Origin of the sequence: Kribbella sp. NPDC026611, from assembly GCF_040638345.1 — a bacterium.
In the GTDB taxonomy this organism is placed as follows: domain Bacteria; phylum Actinomycetota; class Actinomycetes; order Propionibacteriales; family Kribbellaceae; genus Kribbella.
The window spans coordinates 117,088-130,908 of sequence record NZ_JBEZYC010000005.1; the positions used below are offsets into that span (position 1 = coordinate 117,088).

At 68.2% G+C, this 13,821-nt stretch carries 17 protein-coding genes; 13 read left to right on the top strand and 4 right to left on the bottom strand.

The genetic code is table 11. From position 1 onward, the window contains the following. The first annotated feature begins 39 nt into the window (after positions 1–39). Complete coding sequence (ychF, locus tag AB0E69_RS22140) at positions 40–1,116, top strand: redox-regulated ATPase YchF (RefSeq protein WP_360148904.1); 1,077 nt, start codon at positions 40–42, stop codon at positions 1,114–1,116. Between the two features lie 241 nt (positions 1,117–1,357). Here the strand turns inward: ychF and AB0E69_RS22145 are convergent, their stop codons facing one another. After that, the gene (locus AB0E69_RS22145) at positions 1,358–2,278 is read right to left on the bottom strand and encodes a WYL domain-containing protein (protein WP_360148907.1); all 921 of its coding nucleotides are present in this window, start codon (positions 2,276–2,278) and stop codon (positions 1,358–1,360) included. A 62-nt stretch (positions 2,279–2,340) separates the two neighbouring features. On the opposite strand from AB0E69_RS22145, the gene AB0E69_RS22150 reads away from it, so the two are divergent. The 4 genes from AB0E69_RS22150 to AB0E69_RS22165 all read left to right on the top strand — a co-directional run bounded on the left by AB0E69_RS22150 (position 2,341) and on the right by AB0E69_RS22165 (position 5,401). Next, on the top strand, positions 2,341–3,072 hold the full coding sequence (locus AB0E69_RS22150; RefSeq protein ID WP_360148910.1) for an ATP-binding cassette domain-containing protein: 732 nt from the start codon (positions 2,341–2,343) through the stop codon (positions 3,070–3,072). Further along, entirely contained in the window at positions 3,069–3,821 is a 753-nt protein-coding gene (locus tag AB0E69_RS22155) for an ABC-2 family transporter protein (RefSeq protein ID WP_360148913.1), read from the top strand. The genes AB0E69_RS22150 and AB0E69_RS22155 overlap by 4 nt, the downstream gene beginning before the upstream one ends. After that, on the top strand, positions 3,818–4,603 hold the full coding sequence (locus AB0E69_RS22160; RefSeq protein ID WP_360148916.1) for an ABC-2 family transporter protein: 786 nt from the start codon (positions 3,818–3,820) through the stop codon (positions 4,601–4,603). Before AB0E69_RS22155 ends, AB0E69_RS22160 begins: the two co-directional genes overlap by 4 nt. Before the next feature lie 75 nt (positions 4,604–4,678). Continuing rightward, positions 4,679–5,401 (top strand): class I SAM-dependent methyltransferase, encoded by a 723-nt coding sequence (locus AB0E69_RS22165; RefSeq protein WP_360148919.1) that lies wholly within the window; start codon positions 4,679–4,681, stop codon positions 5,399–5,401. On the opposite strand, the gene AB0E69_RS22170 is transcribed toward AB0E69_RS22165, so the two are convergent. Then, positions 5,388–6,269 carry an aminoglycoside phosphotransferase family protein gene (locus tag AB0E69_RS22170; RefSeq protein WP_360150080.1) on the bottom strand — a complete coding sequence of 294 codons (882 nt, stop codon included), beginning with the start codon at positions 6,267–6,269 and terminating at the stop codon, positions 5,388–5,390. The genes AB0E69_RS22165 and AB0E69_RS22170 overlap by 14 nt on opposite strands. A gap of 151 nt (positions 6,270–6,420) precedes the next feature. Here AB0E69_RS22170 and AB0E69_RS22175 point away from each other — a divergent pair, with 151 nt between their 5' ends. The 8 genes from AB0E69_RS22175 to AB0E69_RS22210 all read left to right on the top strand — a co-directional run bounded on the left by AB0E69_RS22175 (position 6,421) and on the right by AB0E69_RS22210 (position 13,099). Then, positions 6,421–6,597, top strand: a complete 177-nt coding sequence (locus AB0E69_RS22175; protein WP_360148922.1) for a DUF5302 domain-containing protein — start codon at positions 6,421–6,423, stop codon at positions 6,595–6,597. Between the two features lie 102 nt (positions 6,598–6,699). Continuing rightward, positions 6,700–7,422 (top strand): GntR family transcriptional regulator, encoded by a 723-nt coding sequence (locus AB0E69_RS22180; RefSeq protein ID WP_360148925.1) that lies wholly within the window; start codon positions 6,700–6,702, stop codon positions 7,420–7,422. Between the two features lie 91 nt (positions 7,423–7,513). Beyond that, positions 7,514–8,608, top strand: coding sequence for a TIGR03364 family FAD-dependent oxidoreductase (locus tag AB0E69_RS22185; protein WP_360148928.1), 1,095 nt, complete (start codon positions 7,514–7,516; stop codon positions 8,606–8,608). Then, complete coding sequence (locus AB0E69_RS22190) at positions 8,605–9,279, top strand: phosphonatase-like hydrolase (protein WP_360148931.1); 675 nt, start codon at positions 8,605–8,607, stop codon at positions 9,277–9,279. Before AB0E69_RS22185 ends, AB0E69_RS22190 begins: the two co-directional genes overlap by 4 nt. After that, positions 9,276–10,307, top strand: coding sequence for a 2-aminoethylphosphonate ABC transporter substrate-binding protein (locus AB0E69_RS22195; RefSeq protein WP_360148934.1), 1,032 nt, complete (start codon positions 9,276–9,278; stop codon positions 10,305–10,307). Before AB0E69_RS22190 ends, AB0E69_RS22195 begins: the two co-directional genes overlap by 4 nt. Beyond that, on the top strand, positions 10,304–11,509 hold the full coding sequence (locus AB0E69_RS22200; RefSeq protein WP_360148937.1) for an ABC transporter ATP-binding protein: 1,206 nt from the start codon (positions 10,304–10,306) through the stop codon (positions 11,507–11,509). Before AB0E69_RS22195 ends, AB0E69_RS22200 begins: the two co-directional genes overlap by 4 nt. Next, positions 11,509–12,324, top strand: coding sequence for a 2-aminoethylphosphonate ABC transporter permease subunit (locus tag AB0E69_RS22205; RefSeq protein WP_360148940.1), 816 nt, complete (start codon positions 11,509–11,511; stop codon positions 12,322–12,324). The genes AB0E69_RS22200 and AB0E69_RS22205 overlap by 1 nt, the downstream gene beginning before the upstream one ends. Further along, on the top strand, positions 12,308–13,099 hold the full coding sequence (locus tag AB0E69_RS22210) for an ABC transporter permease subunit (protein WP_360148943.1): 792 nt from the start codon (positions 12,308–12,310) through the stop codon (positions 13,097–13,099). The genes AB0E69_RS22205 and AB0E69_RS22210 overlap by 17 nt, the downstream gene beginning before the upstream one ends. On the opposite strand, the gene AB0E69_RS22215 is transcribed toward AB0E69_RS22210, so the two are convergent. Both AB0E69_RS22215 and AB0E69_RS22220 read right to left on the bottom strand, forming a co-directional pair. After that, entirely contained in the window at positions 13,086–13,499 is a 414-nt protein-coding gene (locus tag AB0E69_RS22215) for an SRPBCC domain-containing protein (protein WP_360148946.1), read from the bottom strand. The two genes, AB0E69_RS22210 and AB0E69_RS22215, sit on opposite strands and share 14 nt — an antisense overlap. Beyond that, on the bottom strand, positions 13,489–13,806 hold the full coding sequence (locus AB0E69_RS22220; RefSeq protein WP_360148949.1) for a metalloregulator ArsR/SmtB family transcription factor: 318 nt from the start codon (positions 13,804–13,806) through the stop codon (positions 13,489–13,491). Before AB0E69_RS22220 ends, AB0E69_RS22215 begins: the two co-directional genes overlap by 11 nt. Between the last annotated feature and the right edge of the window lie 15 nt (positions 13,807–13,821).

A 13,821-nucleotide genomic window follows, 5' to 3' on the forward strand; every position in this document is an offset into this window, starting at 1 on the left:
TTGGGGTACTTGGCGCTTCGCCGCGTAACCTTGACGCCCGTGGCACTCTCCATCGGAATCGTCGGGCTCCCCAATGCGGGCAAGTCCACCCTGTTCAACGCGCTGACCAAGAACGACGTACTGGCCGCGAACTACCCGTTCGCGACGATCGAGCCGAACGTCGGGGTGGTCGGCGTACCGGACGCGCGGTTGGGCAAGCTGGCCGAGCTGTTCTCGTCCGCGAAGGTGATTCCGGCGACGGTGCAGTTCGTCGACATCGCGGGGATCGTCCGCGGTGCGTCGGAGGGTGAGGGGCTCGGGAACAAGTTCCTCAGCCACATCCGGGAGTCGGACGCGATCTGCCAGGTCACGCGGGTGTTCCGCGACGACGACGTCACCCACGTCGACGGCAAGGTCTCGCCGAAGGACGACATCTCCACGATCCAGACCGAGCTGATCCTGGCCGACCTGCAGACCGTCGAGAAGGCTATCCCGCGGCTGGAGAAGGAATCGCGGCTGAAGAAGGAGAGCGCGGTGGTGCTGGAGGCGGTCCGGGCCGCGCAGAAGCACCTCGAGGCGGGTACGCCGATCATCGCGACCGACGTGGACCGGGACGCGATCCGCGAACTGATGCTGATGACGGCCAAGCCGTACCTGTACGTCTTCAACTGTGACGCCGACGAACTCTCCGACGAATCCCTGAAGCAGCAGATGCGCGACCTGGTCGCCCCCGCCGAGGCGATCTTCCTGGACGCCAAGTTCGAAGCCGAGCTGGTCGAGCTCGGCGACGAGGACGAGGCGCGCGAAATGCTCGCCGAGATGGGCATCGACGAGCCCGGCCTCGACGTACTGGCCCGCGTGGGCTTCGAAACCCTCGGCCTCCAGACCTACCTCACCGCCGGCCCCAAAGAATCCCGCGCCTGGACCATCAAACGCGGCGCCACCGCCCCCGAAGCCGCCGGCGTCATCCACACCGACTTCCAACGCGGCTTCATCAAAGCCGAAATAGTCTCCTTCGACGACCTGATGGAAGCCGGCTCGATGACGGCGGCCCGCTCCGCCGGCAAGGTCCGCATCGAAGGCAAGGACTACATCATGCAAGACGGCGACGTCGTCGAATTCCGCTTCAACGTCTGACAAAATAAGAAAAGAAGAGAGAGAAGCGATTTAGAGTGGTGTCCGGCTTCGGCGGTCAGCCGGAGGTTTGTCGGGGTGCCGCCTGTCTCCACCAGGCGGTCCGCTCACTCTCTCTTGCGGTGGGTCGGTGTGCGTTCTGACCCGGTGCGTCGCGCGGCTAAGCCCCAAGTCGGTCGCTGAAGCCAGCCACTACTCTAAATCTCTTCTTTTCTGTCCCTCTTTTTTATTTCTGTCCTGAGTGTCAGTGTGATTTCGCGATCGTGTTGGCGGCTTCGCGGACCAGGGTGATTAGTTCTGGGGGTTGCAGGGCTATTGCTGCGCCTGCTTGGGCTAGGACCGTGGCGCAGGCTTCGTGGGGGTTTTCCAGGTCTGTGTGGATGATCCACCAGCCGTTGTCGGTGGGGGTTATGGGTTCGGTGGGGCGGAAGCGGGGGATGGCGTGGGGTTGGGCTTTGAGGGTTACGGGGTAGGTCGGGCGGCTGGCCAGGAACTCGCGTTGGGCGTTGGACCAGTGGGTGGCCAGGTCGAAGGACGGGGGTCGGGTGAAGCGGCGGTTGGTGAGCTCGGCTGAGGTGACGCGGCTCAGGCGGTAGGTGCGGAGTTGGCCGTCGGGGCGGGTGGCTACCAGGTACCAGGTGCGGGACTTGGCGACCAGGCCCAGGGGCGAGACGGCGAAGGTGTGGTCGCCGTACTCGATTTCCAGTTGGAGTTCTTGCCAGACGGCCTGCTGGCACACCGCGAGCCAGTGTGGGGTTTCGCGGCGGTCGTCCCAGCCGGCGTGGTCGATGAGGAGGCGTTGGCGGGCGTACTCGGCCTCGCGGCGAGTGGGCTCGGGGAGGGCGGCGATGAGCTTGGTGACCGCCTGCTCGCTGGAGGCGTCGAGGCCCAGGTCGGCGAGGACGTGGGCGGTGGCGCCGACGAAGACGGACATGACCTCGGACGGTGTGAGGCCGGTCAGCCGGGTGCGGTAGTCGGGGAGGAGCGCCCACCCGCCGCGGCGGCCGCGGATCGAGTAGATCGGGACCCCCGCCAGGCTGAGTACCTCGAGGTCGCGCTGGATCGTCCGCGGCGAGATGTCGAGGGCCTCGGCGAGCTGCGCGACCGTCGTCTGGCCGCGGGTTTGCAGGTGGAGCAGGAGCCGGAGGAGGCGTTCGGCGCGCATCCTCCGACTATCCCAGGAAAATAAGCCAGAACCGGGCGTCTTTTCCTGAGAACGTCGCCGGCATGACTGCTGTCCTGGTGGACGACCTGTCCATGTCCTACAAGGCCCCGGTCCGCGACGGCGGCCTCCGCGCGGCCCTGAAATCCCTGGTCCGGCGCGAGTACCGTGAGGTCCGCGCCGTCGACCACGTGTCGTTCGCGATCGACCCCGGCGAGGTCACCGGCTTCATCGGACCGAACGGCGCCGGCAAGACCACGACCATGAAGATCCTGTCCGGCATCCTGCACCCGACCAGTGGCCACGTCCGCGTCCTCGATTCCACCCCGTGGCAACGGCACCGCACCTTCCTCCGGCGGATCGCGTTCGTCCGCGGCAGCCAACCGGTCGGCGGCTCGCAAGAGCTCACCGTGATGGACTCACTCGAGTACCAGCGCCTGCTGTACGACGTCCCGCGCCCGGACTTCCGCCGTACCCTCGGCCAGCTCGAGACCCTCCTCGGTCTCGACCGGTTGAAGGACCGCCAGCTCCGCGCGCTCAGCCTGGGCGAGAAGATGCGCGTCGGCTTGGCGCTGGCCTTCGTCTACCGCCCGGAGATGTTGTTCCTCGACGAACCGACGATCGGGCTCGACGTCGACGCCGCGAGCCAGATCCGCGCGTTCGTCGCGGAGTACGTCGACCGGACCGGCGCGACCGTACTCCTCACCAGCCACAACCTGGAGGACATCGCCTCGCTCTGCCCGCGGGTGATCCGGATCGACCAGGGTCAGGTCCAGTACGACGGGCCGCGGGTATGAGGACCGCCACGCTGCTCACCTTCCGCCTCAGACAGGAGGTGCTGGAGTGGTCCGGCGCCTGGTGGTTCCTGCTGACGCTGGTCGTCCAAGCCGTCGTCGCCCCGCTGATCGGTCTGTTCGTCTGGTCGGCGGTCTACCCTGACGACGCGACCATCGGGCGGTACTACGTCGCCGTCATCCTCGTCACGCTGCTGACCGAGTCGTTCGAGCAGCACACGTTCTCCGAGCGGATCTACGACGGGACGCTCAGCCACGAGCTCCTGCGCCCACAACCGGTCGTCCTCGGCGTCATCGGCGCGAACCTCGCGATCCGCGCGTGGTTGACGCTCCTCGGCGCGCCGATCGTGGTGCTGACCGGGGTCGCACTCCGGGCCGGGTTCGACGGGCAGGCGGTGCTCCGAAGTACGCCGTACGTCGTGCTCGCCGCAGTCCTCGTCTTTCTCTGGACGTTTCTGCTGTCGTTGACCGCGTTCTGGACCCAACGGGTGCACGCGGTGACCGGATTCGGCAGCCAGTTGATCTTCCTGTTCGGCGGTACGGCGGCGCCGATCGGACTGCTGCCCTCGGGGTGGCAGTGGGTCGCGGAAGTGCTGCCTTTCTACGGGATGAACGGGCTGCCGGCGTCGATCGCGGCTGGAGCTGAGGGGGGATCGCTGTGGTATCAGGTCGGGTGGGTTGTCGTGCTGGGCGTGCTGGCGACGGTGGTGTGGCGCGCCGGGATCCGGCGGTACACGGCGGTGGGATCGTGAAGCTGCTGAGGCTGATGGGCGCCGGGTTCTCGATGTCGCTGCGGCGGAGCGTGGCATTCCGGGTGAACCTGCTGTTCGACGTACTGCTGGCGTTTACCGGTCTTGGTACGGCGGTGGCCGCGGTGCTGATCGTGTTCAACCGGGCGGACAGCCTGCTCGGGTGGTCGAAACCGGAGTTCCTGGTGCTGATCGGGACGTACCAGCTGATCACCGGGATGCGGTCCACGTTCATCGATCCGAACCTCTCGTGGTTCCCGGAGACGGGCATCCGGGCCGGGAAGCTGGACGGGTACTTGTTGCAGCCGGCACCGAGTCTGTTCCTGGCGAGCTTGTCGCTGTCGTCGCCGCTCGCGCTGCTGGACCTGCTGCTCGGCGTGGGCGTCCTCGGCTGGGGGCTGGCCACTGCCGCGCAGGTCCCGTCGGCCGCTGCCTTTCTCGCCTGGCTGCTCCTGGTCGCTGCTGCACTGGTCGTGACCTGGGCCCTAAGCGTGCTGCTTGCCTGCCTGGCGTTCTGGGCGCCGAAGCTGCAGCTGGACGTCTTCTACCACTCGGCCTGGCAGCTCGGCCGCTACCCGACCGACATCTTCGCCCGACCCCTCCGCGTCATCCTCACGTACGTCTTCCCCATGGCCCTGATCGCGGCTATCCCGACCGTCGCCCTCCTCCGCGGGCCCAACGTCGTGACCCTGCTGACCGGCCCGGCCGCAGCAGTAGGCGCCGCCACACTGGCGACGCTCGCCTGGCGCTCCGGCCTACGCCGCTACACCAGCGCCACCTCGTGACGGGAGCTGTACGTGCCGCCGATGGTCGAGTGAAATCCGGTCGCCTGTGGTGCGGAAGCGGGCTAGCGTCGCGGGATGGTTGACGACTTGTTCGCGGTACCGCGACTGGCTCGGGTCTATGACGCGCTGGAGGCGGGGCGGGACGATCTGGCGCACTACGCGGCGATGGTGAGCGAGTTCGGTGCCCGGCAGGTGCTCGATGTCGGGTGTGGGACCGGGGAGCTCGCCTGCCTGCTCGCGGGTGCCGGGGTCGACGTGGTCGGGGTGGATCCGGCCGAGGCGTCGCTGGAAGTTGCTCGGGGCAAGGAATTTGCCGACCGGGTGCGGTGGATCCACGGCGACGCGACGACGCTGCCGGCGTTGCAGGTCGATCTCGCGGTGATGACAGGCAACGTCGCGCAGGTGTTTCTGACCGATGAGGACTGGGCGGCGACGTTGGTGGGCGTGCGTACGGCGCTGCGGCCGGGTGGGCGGTTCGTGTTCGAGACGCGGGATCCGGCGCGGCGGGCCTGGGAGGAGTGGACGCGAGAGCACACGCATCGGGTGGCGCCTGCGGGCGGTGATGTGGTCGAGCACTGGGGTGAGCTGCTGAGCGTTGAGCTGCCGTTCGTCACGTTCCGGGCGAACTACGTATTCGAGTCCGACGGTGCGGTTTACACGTCGCAGTCGACGTTGCGGTTCCGCGAGCGGGATGAGGTCGAGGAGTCGCTGACCGCGGCCGGGTTCGCGGTGGACGACGTACGGGAGGCTCCGGATCGTCCCGGCAAGGAGTTCGTGTTCGTGGCTAGGCGGCCGTGAGGAGCGCAGTCAGCGTGTGGTGGGCGGTGCGGGACATGACCGGGTTCGTCTCGACGTAGTACCAGAGGCAGCCGATCGCCTGGGCGAAGGACCACGCCATCCCGCGGCGCCATTCGTCGTCGTCGCTGTCTAGCGCGGTGCGGAAGGCTTTGCGCGCGGTCGGGTCGAGGAGGTTCCAGGCTGGTTGCAGGTCCATCGCGGGGTCGGACACGGTGAAGGTGCCGACATCGATCACACCCGACAGGCGGCCGTCCTTGACCAGCAGGTTGCCGGGCATGAGGTCGCGGTGCGTCCAGGCGTCCGGCTCGGTGCGCGGGGTTGTGCGGAGGTCGGCCCAGAGCGCGGCCAGCGAGTCGACGTCGATCATTCCGCGGCTGCGCGCGAGGCCGTCGGCGACGTACGGGTCCTGGGAGGTCAGTACGCCGCCCCGCCAGCTGCCGGTGAACACGCGACCATCCGTGGGCTCGGCCCGCAGAGCGATGACGAAGCGCGCGAGGTCCTCGGCGAAGGCGGTCGAGCCGGCGACGTCCGCGTCGTACGCGATCGTGCCGTCGAGCCAGGTGTAGACCGCCCAAGGGAGTGGATAGCCGTCGCCGGGCTCGCCGATGGCGATCGGTTCCGGCGTCGGGTACGGCGAGATCGCGCGCAGCCGGCGTGCTGCGTCCGCTTCCTGCTCGAGCTCGTCGCGGACGCGATCTCCCGGCAGGAGCGGCAACCGCGCGACCAGGTCGTCGCCGATCCGGAAGAGGGCGTTGACCGTGCCGTGCGACGTCACCGCTCGAACCGGACGTCCGCGCCACTGCGGGAACTGGCTCGCGATCAGGTCCGCGACCAGTTCGCTCGTCACCGTCAACTGTCCGTCGTGCATCACCACGCGGAGCAGTATCCGTGGGCGCGGCCCGCTTGCGCACACGATTTAGCGTGATGCTGTACTGAGACTCCGGGTATTCCGGTCGCGGCAGGTGCTCACCCTCGGTTAGCGTGGGCCCGTACGCCTGACGGTTTGTGAAGGAGACGGTATGAGCGAGAAGTCCAGCGAGCCGGCGGACGATCTGCAGAAGAAGTTCCGGGAGGCGCTCGAGAAGAAGAACGCCGGAAACCACGCCCACCCCGGCAGCGGGGTCCGTGGTCAGGGCGTCGGCGACGCGCACAACGACAAGCAGAAGCGGCAGTTCCGCCGCAAGTCCGGCAGCTGAAGACACGCCACCTGTCCATCCGTTCATCTGAGCCCCGGGTTGCCGCCCGGGGCTCGACTTTTCCCGAGGGGGCCGGACCTCGGCTCGACTAGAGTCGGGCGGGTGAGTGTGCCGTTGCATTTTGTGGTCAAGACCCGCCTGGTGGAAGTGGTCGAGGGCCTGGGGGAGGGGGCGGCGTTGCCGCCGGAGCGGGTGCTGGCCAAGGAGTTCGGGGTGTCGCGGTGGACCATGCGACAGGCCATTCGGGAGCTGATTGCGGACGGGCGGCTGCGGGCCCGGCAGGGGCAGGGCACGTTCGTTGCGACGCCGAAGCTGGTGCAGCCGTTGGCGTTGGTCAGCTACACCGAGGCGCTTCGGGCGCAGGGGCATACGCCGGGGCGTGAGGTGGTCACGTTCGACCAGGTCCCGGCGGGTGAGCTGGCTGAGCAGTTGAAGCTGGCCGAGGACGCGCCGGTGCATCGGCTGGAGCGCGTGCTCTTTGCGGATGGGCAGCCGATCGGGCTGGAGACGACGTACCTCTCGGTGGCTCGCTTCCCGACGCTGAAGGAGGTGCTCGAGCCCACCGGCTCGCTCTACCGCTGCCTCACCGACCAACTCGGCGTGCGCTTCGGCGAGGGCGAGGAGCTGGTCGAGACCGTCATCGCCACCCCGCGTGAGGCCGACCTGCTCAAGGCCACGCAGTCCTTGCCGATGCTCCTGCTGCATCGCAACAGCCGCGACACCGACGGCGAACCGATCGAGGTCGTCCGCTCCCTGTACCGCGGCGACCGCGTCGGCTTCCGCGCCACCCTGCACCCCCAGGACGTCATCCGGCCCGCCAACTAACAGTTCCCTGCGGGTTCACCTGCTGGACCCTTCCTTCGCACGCCCTCGTCATTGGTCCGGACCAATCTTGGCCGAGTCGAGAGGAGCGAGGGTGCGGGTCGTCGTGGTGGGTGGCGGGGTGTTGGGCACGTTCCACGCCTGGGAGGCGGTGCGGCGCGGGTACGACGTCGTACAACTCGAGCGGGAGCTCGGGGCGCGTGGGGCCAGCGTGCGGAACTTCGGGCTGGTGTGGGTCAGTGGACGGGCCGACGGCGCCGAGATCGAGCTGGCGCAGCGGGCTCGGGATCTCTGGGCCGAGGTGCCGGGAATCAGCTTCCGGCCGGTGGGGTCGCTGACTGTCTGCCGGACCGAGGCTGAGCTGGCGGTCGCCAAAGAGGCGGCGAACCGGCCGGACGCGGCACAGCGCGGGTTTCAGGTGCTTGACGCGGAGCAGACCCTTGCTCGCAACCCGGCATTGCGCGGCGAGTTGCAAGGTGCTTTGTGGTGCGCGCGCGACGCGATCGTCGAGCCGCGCGAGGTGTTGCCGGCCCTCCGCGAGGAGCTGGCGAAGTCGAACCGCTACCAGTTCATCGGGGGGCGGGAAGTGCGCAACGTCCAGGACGGCCAGGTCGTCGACGACCACGGTACGACGCACGCCGCGGACCTCGTCTTCCTGTGTACGGGCGCCTGGCACAGCGGCCTGATCCGCGAGCTCACCGCCGACCTCCCGGTACGCCGGGTCCGCCTCCAGATGATGCAGACGGCGCCCCTCGGCGTCGACTTGACCACCGCTGTGGCCGATGCCGACAGCTTCCGCTACTACCCAGCATTCCAAGGTCCATCAGTCCATGAACTCCCGCCGCAGGCATCCGTCGCCGCCGAGCACAAGATCCAGCTGCTGATGGTGCAGCGCACGCACGGTGGCCTGACGATTGGCGACACCCACGAGTACGACGAGCCGTTCGACTTCGACGTACGGCGTGAACCGTACGACTACCTGCGCCGGACGGCCGAATCCATTCTCGGCAGGCAATTGCCCGCGATCACCCAGACCTGGGCCGGGGTCTATTCCCAGGCCACCAGCGACGAGGTGGTCGTGCGGCGGACCGTGGCGCCGGCGGTGCAGCTGGTGACCGGGCCGGGTGGACGCGGGATGACGATGGCGCCCGCGATCGCCGAGGCAAGCTTCGAAGGGATCGACCAATGATTGCGGTCCTCGACATGGCGGGTACGACGGTTGCCGACGGCGGGCTCGTCGAGCGGGCGTTCACCGCCGCGATCGGTGCCCAGGGCATCGAACCGGGCACCCCGCCGTACGACCGGATGATCGAGCACGTCCGCGCCACCATGGGCGAGTCGAAGATCACTGTCTTCCGCGCGCTGCTCGGCGCCGAGGACGCGGCGCAACAGGCGAACCGAGCGTTCGAGCAGGCGTACGGCGACCTGATCGACTCCGGTCTGCGCCCGATCGACGGCGCCGAGGACGCGATCCGCCAACTCCAGGACGACGGCGTCAAGGTCTGCCTGACCACCGGGTTCTCCGAGGCCACGCAGCAACGCATCCTGTCCGCGCTCGGCTGGCAGCAGTTGGCCGACCTCACTCTCTGCCCGGCTCAGGCGGGCCGCGGCAGACCGTATCCGGACATGGTCCTCAAGGCCGTGCTGGACCTGGAAGCCGACGCGGTGGCCGACGTGGCCGTCGCCGGTGACACCGCCTACGACATGACGACCGGGATCCGGGCCGGTGCCGGGATCGTGGCCGGCGTCCTGACCGGTGCCCACGGCAAGCAACAGCTCGAAGCCGCGGGCGCAACGCACGTACTCGAGTCGGTCCGGGACCTGCCCGGCCTGCTCCTCGACCGAAGGCTGGAGAAGTGAAGGCACTGAAGACCCTCCTCGCCCTGTCCACCGCGAGCCTGCTGCTGACGACCGCTGCGTGTGGCGGTACCGGCGCCGCGGCGACCGGCGACGGCGGCAAGAAGAGCGTGACCGTGTACACCGCCGACGGACTGGGCGACTGGTACAAGACCCGGTTCGACGCGTTCACCCAGAAGACCGGCATCAAGGTCCAGACCGTCGAGGCCGGCTCGGGCGAGGTGGTGTCGCGGCTGCAGAAGGAGAAGTCCAACCCGCAGGCTGACATCCTCGTCACGCTGCCGCCGTTCATCCAGAAGGCGGACCAGGACGGGCTGCTGCAGAAGTACGACGTACCCGGCGCCGATCACGTGAAGGGCGTGAAGGGCGACGACTACGTCACTGTCGTCGACAACTACCTGTGCTTCATCGCGAACCAGGCGGCCGGTACGCCGAAGACGTTCGACGACCTGCTCAACCCGAAGTACAAGGGCAAACTGCAGTACTCGACGCCCGGCCAGGCCGGTGACGGTACCGCCGTACTGCTGCTGCTCCAGCACCTGCTCGGGAAGCAGGGTGCGCTGGACTACCTGAAGAAGCTGGAAGTCAACAATGTCGGCCCGTCCGCGTCGACCGGCAAGCTGCAGCCGAAGGTGAGCAAGGGCGAGCTGCTGGTCGCGAACGGCGACGTGCAGATGAACCTGACCTCGATCTCTGTCGACAAATCCGCATTCAGTGTGTTCTTCCCGGCTGGTGCGGACGGGAAGCGGACGACGCTGGCGCTGCCGTACGTGATGGGTCTGGCTGCTGGTGCGCCCAACGTTGATGGCGGCAAGCAGCTGATGGAGTACCTGCTCTCGACCGACGCGCAGCAGACTGTCTCGGGTGACGCGTTCGGTACGCCGGCTCGCGACGACGTGAAGCCGACGGACGCTCATTTCACCGCTGTGCAGCAGGCGATGAGCGGTGTCGAGGTCTGGCAGCCGGACTGGTCGACGGTGCTGTCCGACCTGGATGCGGATGTCGCGGCGTACACGAAGGCTGTGGGATGACCGTTCAGCTCGAGGACGTGACGGTGCAGTTCGGCCGCACGGTCGCGCTGGAAGGGTTCGACCTGAGCGTCGCGGCCGGTGAAACGGTCGCGCTGCTCGGGCCGTCGGGGTCGGGGAAGTCGACCGCGCTGAAAGCGGTGGCCGGGTTCGTGCGGCCGAGCCGTGGGCGGATCCGGCTGGGTGGTCAGGACGTCACCGATCTGCCGCCGGCCAAGCGGGGGATCGGGGTGGTCGTGCAGCAGTATGCGTTGTTTCCGCATCTGCGGGTGGCGGATAACGTCGCGTTTGGACTGAAGGCTGCGCGGCGGCCGAAGGCTGAGGTGAGCCGGCGGGTGGCCGAGATGCTGGAGATGGTCGGGATGATGGCGTACGCGCGGCGGTTCCCGCGGGAGCTGTCTGGTGGGCAGCAGCAGCGGGTGGCGATTGCGCGGGCGCTGGCTATTCGGCCGCCGGTGCTGTTGCTGGACGAGCCGTTGGCGGCGTTGGATGCGCAGCTGCGCGCGGACATGCTGGGGGAACTGCAGAAGCTGCGGCGGGAGGTGCCGGAGATCGCGATCGTCTACGTGACCCACGATCAGTCCGAGGCGCTGGCGTTGGCGGATCGGATCGCTGTGATGCGCGACGCGCGGTTGGTGGATGTGGCGCCGTCTGTGGACCTGTACGCCGCCCCACCCTCAGCCTTCACCGCATCGTTCCTCGGAGGCGCCAACCTCCTCCCGGTCGAATCAGACGAAGGCACCGTGAAAGTAGCCGGCCACGAAATCCCAGGACTGAAACCGCAAGCAGGCAAGCAACTCCTATGCATCCGCCCCCACGCCATCCGGCTTGAGCCGCCAGCGCCCGCTAGCGCGGACGCGGCGGGCTTGGGTGGGTCGGTGGAGGTTCCTGCTGCGGTCCGGACTGAGCCGGCGGAGGTCCGTGGTGCCGGCGACCGAGGCCTGCAGCGTGCCGGCGGCGGAGGCTTGCACCCTGCGGTTGGCGGAGGTGGGGCGCCGGGTGTGGGGGGTCGGTTGCCGGGGAGGGTGGTGGGGGTGCAGTGGCGGGGGGCGGTCAATCAGCTCGCGTGCAGTGTGGATGGGTTGGCGGATGTGGTGGTGCGGGTTCATGTCGCGGTGGATGAGTGGGTGCCCGGGGTGGGGGAGCCGGTGGTGATGGTGTTGCCGGGTGGGGCTTGCAGTCTTGTGGTTGCGGAGGGGTGCTGATGGCCGTCGAGGCGCTCGTGGTGAATGCGGCTGTTCCGAGGCGGGCTCGGGGTGACCGGGCATGGGGTTGGGTGTTGCCTCCGTTGGTGTTGATTGCGGTGTTGGTTGTTTATCCGTTGGTGTTGGTGGCGGTTGAGTCGGTGCCGGCGTGGGGAGCCGTGGTTGGGTCGAGTGAGTTTCGGGATGCGTTGGTCAGGACGGTGCAGATTGCTGTCAGTTCGACCGTCGGCTGTCTGATCACGGGCACGTTTCTCGCGGTGGTGGTCAGTTTTGTCCCGTTCCCCGGCGCCCGTATCGTCGCCGGGCTGGTGGACACGATGCTCGCCCTGCCGTCGTTCCTCGTCGCGTTGTCGTTCACCTTCATCTACGGCACGACCGGGATCCTCAGGGCGGGCGGGTTTCTGACCTCACCCTGGGCGGTCGTCCTGGCCGAGGTCACCTTCTACACCCCGTTCGTCATGCGACCGTTGCTAGCGGCAATGAGTCGGTTGCCAAGAGCTCAGCTCGACGTGGCAGCCAGTCTCGGCGCCGGACCCTGGCGCGTGCTCAGGCAGATCGTCCTCCCCGAGGTCCGCCCCGCGATGGTCGCAGGCGGCAGCTTGACCCTGCTCCTCACCCTCAACGAGTTCGGCATCGTGCTCTTCCTCGGCGCGAAGGGTACGACCACCCTCCCGATGCTCGTCCACACCAAAGGCATCGTGATGTTCGACTACCCCGGCGCCTGCGTGATCGCGGTCGTCCAGATCGCGCTCTCGCTCGGGCTGTACGCCGTACTCCGCCTGGCACTGGGAGGTCGTCGTGCTCGTCTGGACTAAGAGCGGTAAAGCGATCGTCTGGACCGCGTTCGCCGTCGTCTTCGGCCTGCTCGTCCTCCTCCCGTTCCTCGTCGTCATCGCAGCCGCTTTCGCCGGCTCGTGGAGCGGCGTACTCCCGTCAGACCCCACCGCCGATCACCTCCGCCAAGCACTGTCCGGCGACGAGCTGGCCTCCCTATCGGTCAGCCTGCAAACAGCCTTCCTAGGCGGACTGCTCGCCGTCGTCTTCGGCACCTGGGGTGCAATCGCCGCCGCCGGATCCCGCCTCGCTCGTCTGGCCGACGCCCTCCACCACCTGCCGCTCGCCGTACCGTCCGTGGTCGTCGGTCTCGGCCTGCTCGTCGCCTTCTCCCGCCCGCCGGTCCTGCTCAACGGCACAAAGTGGATCGTGGTCATCGCCCACCTGGTGCTGATGATCGCCTTCAGCTACGGCACGGTCACCGCGGCACTCCAGCGGCTGGACCCGTCGTACGCCGAGGTCGCCGCATCCCTCGGCGCCTCGCCGGCGCGCGTCCTCTGGCGGGTCCGCCTCCCGATGCTCCTGCCCGCGATCGCTTCAGCCGCCGGACTGTCCGTCGCGCTCTCGATGGGCGAGGTCGGCGCCACGATCATGGTTTACCCGGCGTCCTGGCGAACCCTGCCGGTGAGCATCTTCGCCCTCACCGACCGCGGCCAAGCGTTCGTCGCCGCCGCCGAGGCGGTGGTCCTGCTGGCGACCACCGTCGTCCTCGTCCTGGTCCTCGACCGCCTCCGCGGCCGCGCTACTGAGCGCTGAGCAGCTCGACCAACCGAAGGATCTCGGGGTCCCAACCCTGCTGGTGGTTCGCCGCGTCGTCAGCCGTCGCGAAGCCGGTGTGACTGAGGACCATCCGGGTCCCCTCAGGGACCGAGGTCAGCTCGACCTCGACGCGGGTCGGGTCATCCGCGGTCCCGTCCCACTTCCAGCTGAACACCAGCCGGCCCGGCGGCTCGACCTCGAGGTACGTCCCGCGCACCACGTGCGGCCCCATCTCCACCACGTAGTCGCCGCCGACCCGCACGTCGGCCTTCACCTTCAGCTCGAGCTTCGGGTTCGGGCAGTACCACTGGACCAGCAGCTCGGGCTGCGTCCACGCGTCGTACACCTTGCCGATCGTGGCCGGAAGCACCCGATCGATCCGGATCTCAGTGGTCATCGTCGTCCCCTCGGAGCAGTTCTTCCAGCCGGTCCACAGTGCTGTTCCAGTACGACGTGAGGTCGCCGAGCCACTGCTCGACCTCGGTGAACGCCTCCTGCCGGAGCGTGCACACCACCGTCCGCCCGACCCGCCGCCGGGTCACCAGACCCGCGTCCACCAGCACCCCCACGTGTTTCGTCATCGCTGGTGGTGTGATGCGGTGCGGCTCGGCGAGCTCACCCATCGTGGCCTCGCCCCGGCTCAGCCGGCCGATGACGGCCAGCCGGGTCGGGTCCGCGAGCGCTCCGAACGTCGTACTCAGCACCCAGACACTTCACCA